This window comes from Providencia sp. CIM-Carb-044, assembly GCF_033901115.1.
Taxonomy (GTDB): domain Bacteria; phylum Pseudomonadota; class Gammaproteobacteria; order Enterobacterales; family Enterobacteriaceae; genus Providencia; species Providencia hangzhouensis.
Window position 1 is genome coordinate 174,166 of record NZ_JAXADV010000001.1, and the last position, 12,633, is coordinate 186,798.

9 protein-coding genes are annotated in these 12,633 nt (G+C 38.7%); 5 read left to right on the top strand and 4 right to left on the bottom strand.

The window, feature by feature from the left end; genetic code table 11:
• Positions 1–15: 15 nt before the first annotated feature.
• Positions 16–873: a formate transporter FocA gene (focA, locus tag SJ312_RS00775; protein ID WP_004256299.1), complete on the bottom strand. Its 858-nt coding sequence runs from the start codon at positions 871–873 to the stop codon at positions 16–18.
• 462 nt (positions 874–1,335) lie between these two features.
• Positions 1,336–2,109 (bottom strand): IclR family transcriptional regulator, encoded by a 774-nt coding sequence (locus SJ312_RS00780; protein ID WP_094960677.1) that lies wholly within the window; start codon positions 2,107–2,109, stop codon positions 1,336–1,338.
• A 345-nt stretch (positions 2,110–2,454) separates the two neighbouring features.
• Here SJ312_RS00780 and SJ312_RS00785 point away from each other — a divergent pair, with 345 nt between their 5' ends.
• The 3 genes from SJ312_RS00785 to SJ312_RS00795 are packed head-to-tail and all read left to right on the top strand — an operon-like array spanning position 2,455 to position 6,333.
• A complete protein-coding gene (locus SJ312_RS00785; RefSeq protein WP_319866700.1) occupies positions 2,455–3,348 on the top strand; it encodes a dihydrodipicolinate synthase family protein in 894 nt (297 codons plus the stop codon).
• Between the two features lie 51 nt (positions 3,349–3,399).
• Positions 3,400–4,713: an MFS transporter gene (locus SJ312_RS00790; RefSeq protein ID WP_004256294.1), complete on the top strand. Its 1,314-nt coding sequence runs from the start codon at positions 3,400–3,402 to the stop codon at positions 4,711–4,713.
• Between the two features lie 24 nt (positions 4,714–4,737).
• Positions 4,738–6,333 carry an altronate dehydratase family protein gene (locus SJ312_RS00795; protein ID WP_319866704.1) on the top strand — a complete coding sequence of 532 codons (1,596 nt, stop codon included), beginning with the start codon at positions 4,738–4,740 and terminating at the stop codon, positions 6,331–6,333.
• A 67-nt stretch (positions 6,334–6,400) separates the two neighbouring features.
• Here the strand turns inward: SJ312_RS00795 and ycaO are convergent, their stop codons facing one another.
• Positions 6,401–8,155, bottom strand: a complete 1,755-nt coding sequence (gene ycaO / locus SJ312_RS00800) for a 30S ribosomal protein S12 methylthiotransferase accessory factor YcaO (RefSeq protein WP_110731821.1) — start codon at positions 8,153–8,155, stop codon at positions 6,401–6,403.
• Between the two features lie 194 nt (positions 8,156–8,349).
• Between ycaO and ansB the strand changes: the two genes are divergently transcribed.
• Positions 8,350–9,393, top strand: a complete 1,044-nt coding sequence (ansB, locus tag SJ312_RS00805; RefSeq protein WP_004256291.1) for an L-asparaginase 2 — start codon at positions 8,350–8,352, stop codon at positions 9,391–9,393.
• Between the two features lie 537 nt (positions 9,394–9,930).
• The gene (gene chiP, locus SJ312_RS00810; RefSeq protein WP_136134456.1) at positions 9,931–11,328 is read left to right on the top strand and encodes a chitoporin ChiP; all 1,398 of its coding nucleotides are present in this window, start codon (positions 9,931–9,933) and stop codon (positions 11,326–11,328) included.
• Between the two features lie 175 nt (positions 11,329–11,503).
• Here chiP and SJ312_RS00815 read toward each other — a convergent pair whose 3' ends face one another.
• The gene (locus tag SJ312_RS00815; RefSeq protein ID WP_231135914.1) at positions 11,504–12,037 is read right to left on the bottom strand and encodes a bactofilin family protein; all 534 of its coding nucleotides are present in this window, start codon (positions 12,035–12,037) and stop codon (positions 11,504–11,506) included.
• Between the last annotated feature and the right edge of the window lie 596 nt (positions 12,038–12,633).

The following is a 12,633-nucleotide window of genomic DNA, read 5'->3' on the forward strand; positions in this document are numbered from 1 at the left end:
GTGTGTCAGTGGCTATTAATGTTTTTGGCCACTACGTAAATGCATAAACCAATAAATGAGGCCGACTAAAATCGCACCGCCAATAATATTTCCGATAGTGACTGGAATTAAGTTATCTGTAATAAAGTTACCAACCGTTAGGTGTGAAAATTGGTCAGGAGACATATTTATTTGAGACCAATATTCAGCGGGGGCGAACTCTTTAATCATAATGCCTAACGGGATCATGAACATGTTTGCGATACTATGCTCAAAACCGCTCGCTACGAACATCGCGACAGGTAACACTAGAACGACCAGTTTATCAGTTAAACTACGGCCGGAGTAACTCATCCAAACCGCAAGGCAAACCATTAAGTTTGCTAAAATTCCTAATGTAACCGCTTCAATAAAGGTATGGTGTAATTTATGGCTGGTGGTTTGTAATACATTTAACCCCCATTGACCATTGGCTGCGGTGTATTGTCCTGCAAACCAAATCAGTGCAACAAAGAATAACGCACCAATTAAGTTACCAATATAGACATTAAACCAGTTACGGAACATTTGCCCCCAAGTAATTCTTCCTGTGGCTTTTGAGACGATAGTGAGTACGGTGGAGGTGAAAAGATCTGCGCCACATACAACCACTAACATCAGACCTAAGGAGAAACAAATCCCGCCAATAAGTTTAGTGAAACCATAAGGCGCTTCAGCTGCCCCGGTTGTTGCTGTGATATAGAATACAAACGCGATAGAGATAAAAATACCGGCAGTGAATGCTGACAAGTAAGTAATTGCAGGATGTTTATTTGCCTTATAAAAAGAGGCATCATCTGCGACTTGCGCCATTACAGCAGGTGGCAATAAATTAAAAGGGTTGTCAGCTTTCATACCAACACTCTCTTACAAAGTTGATTAATTATAGCACGCAATAATAGTAACAAAGGGGTGAATTGATAAATTTGATATGGATCATGAACTCTCTAGAGAGAGCGGTGAAAATGGTTAGTAAATTGTTAAATTTAAATCTATCTTGTTGATATATAAGGTATAAATATTTTTTAAAATTTATTAAAAATTTTTATAAAGTCAGTTTTGAGCATTAAAATAAGTAAAAATATACGCGTAAATGTTAACTATTTAAGATGAATATGATCCTTTTGGCATATAATTTAACTTATGTTTGCATAATACCCTATTTAATTCGGGGGGATTCCGATATATATTCCTTAACCAAACCTTATTTCTGCAATATTTATCTAACAATAATGTAAATAATAAAAGATTCGTATAAATGAATCTACAAATGAAAGTGATATATGTTAACTAATCAAACAGCTTTTAATGTTATGGCTAGGTATAAAACTCAATATCTTCGAGTGTGTTCAATTCTTGCTCAATACGTTCACGACTTGCTAAAAGTGTTTTGATGACTTGGTTCACTTTGGATTCATCAATGCGGAAAGTTGGGATAGACACACTAATTGCAGCTATGATTTTATCCCGCTGACGCAATGCAACAGCATAGCAGGTCGTTTCTTCATTTATTTCTTTATTATCAACGGCATAATTATTTTCACGAACTGCGTTAAGCTGTAGGCGCAGTTCAGCCAAAGTTTGCACACTGTATTGGGTTAACGGGGTAAAACCTGAAGGATAAAGCTCGGAAATTTGTTGGTCACTGTAGTTAAAAATCATGGCCTTACCAAGTGCCGAGTAAATAGCAGGCAAACGAGTACCAATATTAGAGATTAATTGGACCTTTTGGGCTGATTGGACTTTATCAATGTATAGTACATCGGCACCGTCTAAAATCCCCATTTGACACACTTCATTGCATTCATCAACAATGTGTACCATTTCCCGATGAACCATTTTTAGCCAATAGGATTTTTCGAAAAATGAGCGGGAAAGGAGTGAGCAGGCGATACCTAAATAATACAGCTGGCTATTGTCATCATAATTAATATATCGATGTTCAACCAACGTTTTTAAGATAGGATAAATAGTCCCCTTTAAGATTTGTGTTTTATCAGAAAGTTGTGTCAAAGAAAGCCCAGTATTTTCAGCCGATAAAACTTGCAGTATTTCTAATACCCGAATTGTCGGCATGTGCCCCGTAGACATTAAACCACCTCACTGATTAATTTTGTCGCTATTTTAGGTTTAAAATACCACTATGTAAATCATCTCAGGAATACGTTTAATCTCAAATTGGTCATACCTGTTAATGGCTCAAGTCGCAATAAAGACGTGATTCTGTTCAAAATTTAGTAATAAAAAAATCATTTTTTAGCCAGTCTAATTGCTATTTCTTTTCTTTAAATTCTTTTTAATCAAATAATTATGTGAGATTTATATATAAATTGGATGAATTTGACTCAATCCATAATTCATGATTTCTTGTTTATTGTTTTTATTTATGAATGCAGTTTGTATATATGAACAATAATAGGTAAGGAGATTACCGGTATGGAAAGTCGTTATATCACTCCAGTAGTGACCATCTTTGATGACAAAGGTCGAGTGGATATAGAACAAAACATACGTGTTTATGATTCATTGAAAGGCAAAGTCTCCGGTTTTGTCACAATGGGAAGCACGGGGGAATTTTTTGCGCTTAATATGCAGAGCTCAAAAACACTAATCGACCTATGTAGTCGTTACCCAAAGGAGGAAATGCGTGTTTATGCAGGAGCAAGCCGCCTTGATGTGCAAGAGTCGGTTGAATTGGCTAACTATGCATATGAAAAAGGAATCGATGGGGTGATGATCATTAGCCCATATTATTTTCCGCTGGATGATGAAGGTGTTTTCCGTTTTTACAGCACGATAGCAGCCAAAACATCTGCTAACATTTTCATTTATAACTTCCCTGAACGAACAGGTTATTCTGTCTCTCCAGATGTTTGCCTACGTTTAGCGGATAAATATTCCAATATCATCGGGTTGAAAGATACCATTCCTGACACGACTCATACCGCCCAAGTGATTGAAACGGTGAAAACCCGCTTACCTCATTTTGAGGTATATGCAGGTTACGATAATAACTTTGCTCATGTGGTTTTATCGGGGGGAAATGGTTGCATTGGTGGGCTTTCAAATATTGTTCCACAGTTTTTTGCATCGTGGATGCAGGCGTTTATCCAGGGTGATTTAGCATTAGTGGCAAAACACCAACAACGAGTAGACCAATTGATGGCTATATATGGTGTCAATGCACCATTTATCCCAACCTTTAAAAAAGCATTGCAGCTAAAAGGTGTGGTTAATTCAGACTATTGTACAGCGCCATTTATTGGCTTGAACAATATACAGATTGAGCAACTTCAGCAGTTATTAACCCTTGCTGATTCACCGCTCTGACCTTTCCTGAATCAAACACAATAGAACATCTTACCAACAGGGAAAAATATCATGGCGACAACGAAAGCTTATAACAATCCTGTTTTAAATTCTGCGATAGCCAAATCGTGGAAACGTTTAGTACCTCTGATGTTTATTTTGTATTTTGTTGCATTTATTGACCGTGTGAATGTCGGTTTTGCTAAAGATGCGATGCAAGTCGACATTGGTTTATCCGATTCTGCTTTTGCATTCGGCGCAGGGATTTTCTTTGCTGCTTATGCATTGTTTGGCATCCCTGCAAACCTGATTTTAAACAAAATAGGGGCGCAAAAATGGCTAAGTATTACGACAGTTATCTGGGGCGTTCTGTCTGCAATGACAGGTTTTGTCACCAATGAGACGCAATTTATTATTTTACGTTTCTTATTGGGGTTGGGGGAAGCCGGTTTTTATCCAGGTATTCTATTATTAGCTTCCATTTATTTCCCCAATAATGTACGCGGGTCCGTAATTGGAATCTTTGTTTTAGGCGTACCTTTGGCGTTGACACTGGGCTCGCCATTATCCGGCGCGTTACTCGAATTGCATGGTTGGTTAGGTCGGCCGGGTTGGTTCTGGATGTTTGTCATTGAAGGCCTTCCCGCTGTTGTGATTGGTATTTTTGCCTTCTTTTATTTGGATGATAGCCCTGAAAAAGCCCGTTTTTTAACCGAAGAAGAGAAAAAAGCCCTAACTGAACAATTAGCTAAAGAAAATGCAAAAACTGAAACCACATCAGTATTATCTGCACTAAAAAATATCAAAGTTTGGCACCTTGCACTGATTTACGGCACGATCCAAATTTCAGTATACGGTTTGATGTTCTTTCTGCCTTCCCAAGTTGCGTCCTTAATGGGGGAAAGTTTAGGCTTTAAACAATCCTTAGTTGCTGCCATACCTTGGGCTTGTTCTGCATTCGGGGTGTATTACATTCCTCGTTTTGCTGACCGCCATCCAACTCGTCGCATCGAAATCTCAGTGCTGTGTATGTTAGCCGCAGCATTAGGTTTGGCACTGTCAGCATTTGCGAGCCCTGTTTTTGCTATTGCAGCATTATGTTTAAGCGCTGTTGGTTTTTTATCCGTTCAACCAGTATTTTGGACGTTTCCTCCTCAGTTATTAAGCGGCCCTGCATTAGCAGCAGGAATTGGTTTCTGTACCACCATGGGGGCATTCTGTTCATTCCTCGCACCAATCATTCGCGTGGAAGTCGATAAAATGATGAATAGCAATACCGCAGGTATCGTGACATTAGCGGTGATCACCGTCGGCTGTGCCGTTTTAATCGCATTACTTAAAAAAAACACTCATAACAACAACCTCAAAGCATTGTCATCTAACTAATGACAATTTTTAGGAAGGTGTGACATGCAAAAAATTCTCAAAATTGATGAGAGCGACAACCTAATTGTTGCTTTGAAAGACCTGCAAGCAGGCGATATCTACCACTGGGGAAGTGAAGAAGTGACCCTAGTGACCGATGTGAAAGCAAAACACAAGTTCGCCATGGAAGCGATACCCGTTGATGGCATTGTTTCGATGTATGGTACTGCAGTAGGAAAAGCCACAAAGCCAATCGCAAAAGGTGAAGTTATCACAGTCGATAATATTCGCCACTATGCAGCTCCGGTTTCTTTAGAGCAAGATGCGCCATATGAGTGGAATGCGCCAGATGTATCGGTATATCAAGGACGTACATTTAAAGGCTATATACGTGAAGATGGGCGAGTGGGAAATGCAAACTATTGGTTAATCTTTCCATTAGTATTTTGTGAAAACCGCAATGTAACAAAGCTCACTGATGCCTTAAATGAAGCATTAGGTTATACCAATAATAGTTTGAAAAACTTTGCGTTAGATTTAACCGCAGGGGAGCAAAGGGAAGCAGCAAAACCTAAATTATTCCCATATATAGAAGGCGTGCGTTGCATTACGGTCACGAGTGGTTGTGGTGGGGCGACTTCTGACAGTAAGACAATGTGTGATGTGCTTGCTGCCTATGCAGATCACCCTAATGTGATTGGTATTACGGTGTTTAGTTTGGGCTGCGAAAAAGCACAGCGCAAAATGTTTAAAGAGTCACTGGCTGCTCGAAACTCCAATTTTAATAAGCCTGCACTTTACTTCCGCCAGCAAGAATGGAATAGCGAAGAAGAAATGATGCAAACCGCTTTGAAGCAAACTTATGAGTGCATGAAGGCTGTCGAACCACAGTCCCGTGTGGATGTTCCGTTGTCTCATTTAAAACTCGGTGTGAAATGTGGCGCTTCTGACGGTTTTTCTGGTATTTCGGGTAACCCTGCGATGGGGCTAGTTTCTGATTGGTTAGTGACCTTAGGGGGTGCATCAGGTTTAGCTGAATTTCCTGAATTGTGTGGTGCAGAAGGGGATATGGTGAAACGGTGCGTGTCTTTTGAGGATAAGAAAAAATTCTTGGACTTGATGGAGCGTTATGAAAAGACAGCGAATTTCTTTAATACTACGATTGCCGATAACCCGAGCCCCGGTAATATTGCAGATGGACTAATAACAGATGCAATTAAATCGACTGGAGCGGCTAAAAAAGGCGGAACGTCGCCGATTAGTGCGGTGTGTGATTATGCGGAGCCTATGCCTGACAGCGGGTTATCATTAGTTTGCACGCCGGGTAATGATGTTGATGCGGTTACCGGCCTTGTTGCTGCGGGGTGTAATGTGGTTATTTTTTCAACAGGGCTTGGAACTCCTACAGGGAACCCGATTGTGCCAGTTTTAAAAATATCGACTAATAGTGCCATTGCAGAGCGTCTGTCAGACATAATTGATTATGATTGCGGGCCAATTATTGATGGGGTTCCACTACCAACAATTAGTAAAGGGTTATTTGAACGGGTGATTGAAACGGCAAGCGGTGACTATCAGGTTCAAGCGGACCGATTAGAACAGTTTGATTTCTTATTATGGAAACGTTCATTGGATTTATAATTAATATAAACCAATAAATTGTGAAAATGTTGACGGGGTAATCTCCCCGTCAACGATTCAATTCACATTATGCATTATCACGCTTTGCTTTTTGCAGCTTTTCATAAGCTGCCAGCAAGGCTTGGTGCGCAGGAAGTGCTTTAAGTTCTTCGTCAATAGACCACAAGCCATAGAAGCATGATTCCCCAGCGATAGCGGCTGATGCAGCATCTACTGCCTCTTGACCATACATACGCACAAAGGCGTTGTAGTATTGCGCAGGGTCACGTTCTTCTTCTTGAGATAACAACAACAGGGTTTGCAAGCAACGATAATAATTTGCGCGCTCGGCAGTAAATACTGAGCTATTGAAGTCTTGTGTCCATTCAACCCAAGCAAGTGCTTGCTCGAGATCACCACCCGCTAGTGCCAACATGGATTTTAACTCACCAATACGCAGGTTACTCCACCCATTGTCTTTACCTACTGCCAAACCAAGTAATTCACGAACACGGGTAAAATCATCTAAACCGTCGTCATCTAATTGCTCGATAAGGGCAAGATAGTCTTGTTTTTCCCATTGGCTATCAGGTAGGTTGATAATCGTGTCGCGTAAATAAGCGCCCATCGCGTTATTGGCGATATGTAAGTCTTCAACTGGGTAAATATCAGACATACCTGGGACTAAGATTCGGCAAGCGTAGACACCCAAGTGGTTATAATCTGCAATATAGACTTCAGCATCTAATGTATTGAAAATACTAATAAGCGTTGCAAATTCTTCTTGAGTTGTGCCTTTAAAGCTCCAATCTGCAAAGGCATAATCGGCATCATCTTTAAACAGATCCCAGCTAATTAAACCGCTTGAATCAATAAAGTGAGTTTCAAGATTCGTGTGCTCAGCCACTTCTTCGTCATCAAAGGTCGGTGCATTAAACACATCGAGGTCTTTTAAGCCACGGCCTTGCAGTAATTCCGTGACGGTACGCTCAAGGGCAACACCAAAGTCGGGGTGAGCACCAAATGAGGCAAAACAAGTCCCATTTTGTGGGTTAAATAACACCACACAAATCACAGGGTACTGGCCACCGAGTGATGCGTCATAACAGAAAATTGGAAAACCTTCTTTTTCTAAGGTTTCAACCGCTTCAACTACCGCAGGGTAGCGTGCCATGACGTCTGCTGGGATAGCCGGTAGGCTAATACTTTCAGCAATGATTTTATTTTTTACAAAGCGTTCAAAGACTTCGGAAAGCCCTTGTACACGAGCTTCGTTGGCTGTATTGCCCGCAGACATTCCGTTGGAAACATATAGGTTGCCAACGATATTCATTGGAATATATACGGTTTGATTGTCTGATTGGCGGGTAAATGGCAGGGCGCAGATACCACGTTCTTCATTGCCGGATTGTAAGTCAATTAATTGGCTGGCGGCTAAGGCGTTATCGGGGTCATAAAATTTAATCAAACGATTGTCTAATAACCCTTCAGGTAAACTATCATCTTCGGTTAGTGGAAACCATTTTTCATTAGGGTAATGAACAAAATCCCCTTCAGCGATAGATTTACCAAGGTAAAAGTCCGCAAAGAAGTAATTCGTTGATAAACGCTCAAAATACTCACCAAGCGCTGAGGCTAATGCGGCTTTTTTGCTCGCTCCTTTACCATTAGTAAAGCAAAGGGGACACGCTTTATCGCGGATATGTACAGACCAAACGTTGGGTACAGGGTTTAACCAAGAGGCTTCTTCAATATCAAACCCTAATTTCTTTAATTTGGTTTGAAATGCATCGATAGAATCTTCAAGAGCGGCATCTTTGCCGGGAATAAAAGTTTGGCTCATTGTCAGTCACTTGTGAATAGAGTGTTTCAAACGGCCTATGATACGGATTTTTGTCGCAAGCCTCACGCTTTTTATTTATTCACAGATAAATCATCTTAAAATTCATTATTTATCCTAAAATAATTGTATAGGTCACATAAAATTCAGCATAATTCCACATAATAACTGAAGTTTATTAATGAAAGGAAAATAGGATGAAAAACAGAAATAAAGCGCTTTTGGCGACATTGGTTTCACTGTTTGCCGTATCCGCTATCGCTCAACCTAATATTACAGTATTGGCGACAGGGGGAACGATAGCAGGTGGCGGTGATTCAGCCACATCTTCCAGTTATCAAGCGGGTAAAGTAGGGATTGATGCTTTAATTAATGCAGTGCCAGAAACCAAAAAAATTGCCAATTTAAGTGGTGAGCAATTGGTGAATATTGGCTCACAAGATATGAATGACCAAGTCTGGCTGAGCCTCGCGAAAAAAATTAACCAAGATTGCGATAAAACAGATGGTTTTGTAATCACTCATGGTACTGATACTTTAGAAGAAACGGCATTTTTCCTTGATTTAACCACGCAATGTAAAAAGCCAATTGTCTTGGTTGGTGCAATGCGTCCTTCAACAGCTTTGGGCGCTGATGGTCCTTTGAACCTGTATAATGCAGTAGTTTTAGCGACGGATAAGTCTGCTGGAGAGCGCGGTGTTCTGATGGCAATGAACGATAAAGTCGTGCAAGGCCGTAATGTGATGAAAATGAGCACCACTGAAGTACAGGCATTTGATGCAGTTAATGGTGGGGCAGAAGGTTTTATTCATGATGGTAAAGTCACTTATTTCCAAGCAGCGCAACCTCGTGGTGACAAAGCGGCATTCGATGTCAGTAAACTCGAAAAGCTCCCTGCGGTAGGCATTGTTTACAATTATGCCAATGCATCAGCGGCTCCGGTGAAAGCTTTGAGAGAAGAAGGGGTTGAAGGGGTTGTAAGCGCAGGTGTGGGTAACGGTAATATGTATAAAGCGGTATTTGACGCTTTAGCAAAAGCAGCGAAAGAAGACGTGGTTGTCGTTCGTTCAAGTCGTGTACCAACAGGTTATACGACAAGAAATGCCGAAGTGGATGATAACTTATATGGTTTTGTTGCTTCAGAAAGGTTGAACCCGCAAAAAGCGCGTGTATTGCTTCAGTTAGCCTTAACTCAGACTAAAGATCCTCAGCAAATTCAGGCATTATTCGAAAAATATTAATTATCAAAACAAGTGTTAATTTAATACAGCGGGGTGCAGTAGCCTGTACCCCGTTAGCTTTATTGTTTGTTAAGAAATTTTATATTTACGTATGTTATTTTTCAGTACAACAACATTTATCCTAATTATTTGACTCAGTAATCTGAGCTTTTTTAAGGCAATTAGGTCAATGTGGTGATAGAACTTTGAGAATTCCTACAAAATAGGAAAAATTAAGGTACAAACAGTTAATTTATTGATTTTATCTTGAACCCTTTCTTATGTGTATTCTCTATATATTTTTTATATTTATCAATTTATTACATTTTATTTTTAGCAAGGTCATCACTGGTGATAATGGCAATTAATTAAAATTAATGTGTCGTTGATCATATTTTGGCAACAAAGCCTGTATCTGTGTTGATAATTCGCGTTGCAAAAAATAGGCTAAATACATCGCAAGAGGCATAACTCATTGTGAATATTTAGATTTAAATGGAAAGTTAAATCGTATTTCGGCCGAAAAATAAAATTAAAAAATATTAGAGGAATACAAGAATGGTTAATAAAAATGTCAATACTGGCAGGAAATTGCTCGTCTTAAAAATCGCAATAGCGATGCTGCCTATTGGTTACCAGCCAATCATGCATGCGGAGCAATTTTTTGAAGATTCAAAACTTACTGGTGGCCTTTACTACTGGCAACGAGATCGTTCACGTAAAGATTTAGACCCTAATAGTGATAAATATAAAAAGTATGCGGATAATCTTAAACACTCAACGTTTAATGCCAGCCTAGATTTCTCATCCGGCTATTTTCAGGACATTATTGGGCTTGATTTAGCGGGTTTTACAGCTATTGAGCTATCGAACAGTGGGCCTGCTGCACCAAATGAAATTGGTTTTAGTGACGCAAAATCACGTTGGGATGAAAAATGGACAGGGGATCGTAGTGGTGTGACTTTTTATAAAGCGGCCGCAAAATTGAAATATGGCCCTTTCTGGGGGAGAGGTGGCTATATTCAACCAACGGGGCAAACGCTATTAGCATCCCATTGGAGTTATATGCCTGGAACATACCGTGGATTAGAGGTGGGCGGGGTGTTTGATTTTGAGCAAAATGGTGAACTCAGCATGTCCTATATGTGGACCGACCGCTATAAAGCACCTTGGTACCGCAGTATGTATGATTTTCGTGAAGCGGATGGTAAAACTGGGATCAGCTATTTACAATCAATTGGTTTCAAATATGACTTTAAAAACAACTTAGTTCTTGAAGGGGCATATGGGCAAGCAAAAAGCTATATGGACCAATATTTTGCCAAGGTTTCCTATGCTGTTCCTGTTGTAGACCGTGATTTACGTATGTCTTATCAATTTTATGGAGCAAAAGACAAGGTTTCAGACGGCGGAGTTAATGATGTTTATGACGGTTTAGCTTGGTTGCAAGCGATGACATTAGGTTACACTTACGATGAATTTGATTTTAAATTAGAGGGAACCTATGTAAAAGCTAAAGGTAATCAAGGTTATTTCCTACAGCGTATGACCCCTGGTTGGGCAACATCAAATGGCCGCATGGATATCTGGTGGGATGGCCGTTCAGACTGGAATGCTAATAATGAAAAAGCCGTTATGGCTGGTGTTATGTATGATTTAAAAAATTGGGATTTAGCTGGATGGAAAGTCGGAACCTCATATATTTATGGTTGGGATGCTAAACCAAGTACGAATAGCCAATATGCTCAAGATGTACGCTTAAAAGAAAGTGCATGGAACTTTGATATTTTATATACCGTGCAGTCAGGTAGAGCAAAAGATACGCTATTTAAGCTGCATTTTACCAAATATGATAATCATACAGATATTCCGAGTTATGGTGGTGGTTATGGAAATATTTTCCAAGATGAAAAAGATATTAAGTTTATGGTAATGATGCCATTTACTGTATTCTAGAGTAGAAAATATTTTAGTAACAAATGACTGCTATAGGGGAACTATGGCAGTCATTTGCCTAGATAGGAAAGAGGTTTGTTATATATTTTAATATTAATGAGATGTTTTAATAGGTGTAAATACTGATATAAAAATTGAAAATAAGGTGGGTATATTCACCTTATTTTTATGGTGACTACAAAGAAGCGTTATTTACACTTTCATTGGGTATGATAGCGTCTTGTTTTAACTTATCTTTTAATATGGTAACTTTTTCCGATTGATGAGGAGGATTTTTAATTTGAGCATGGCCAGATAAAACCCCACCTTTTTTAATCGATAAGCTACTGTAATGGATAGTACCGTGGATTTCGCCATTATTTTCAATACAAATAGTATCAGATAAGCACTCACCTTCAATACGCCCATTAACTACCAGTTCTTTACAGGTGATATTTCCCGTGACTTGGCCGTTTAACATGACTTTAACAGTATTATCTTTTCCTGTTATATTTCCAATGACTTTTCCATAGATATGTACTTGCTCATTAGAGGTAATATTCCCTTCAAAAATAACGTCCCTAGAGATAACCGTATTCGATTTTTCTTCACTAATAGTAGGCGTTGATAGTGTAATTTGTTCTTCTATCTTTGCAGTCACTTCAGGCTCATTACTTATAGAAGGGGGCGTCGATGTAGGCGTGGGCTTGTTTTGTCTTTTGGTGAACATTTTACTTACCTTTTTTTGATTGAAGTATACGATCAAGAATAGCACTGATAATACGAACGAAAATAAGGTGATAGATAAATAGCTAAAAAACCACCCTATTAAAGTAAGAAACCAGAAGAAAAAACTTGTGTTGAGAAAAAGATATGTTTTTTTCATCAGATAATCTCTTACAAATTACTAAAATACGTAATTAGTTTAGTCAATAAATGTAATTGTGCATTTAAAGTGTATTTTAACTTTATGACTACATTTGAATCATCAACTTTCTAAATTATAGTTAAAATAATAGAAAGGAAATAAAATAATTTTTATATAGTATGAAAAATTAGAAAACATCTATAATGTTATTTATATACCACTTTGATATATAAGTATAATTCTAGATGATAGAATATATTCATCAGTGAAATAATATAAGGGTTTTGATTTGAATTGCAACTATTATAGTTTCTAGGAAAATTTTTTTTTAACTAAAAATTGTAGTGATAAATAGTTAAATTTAAGTTACTCATCATAAATTATCACTAATTGAGTGAAAAAATATGGATATTTGAAATAAAAAACCCTGATAAAGTTTATTATCAGGGTTTTGGTAT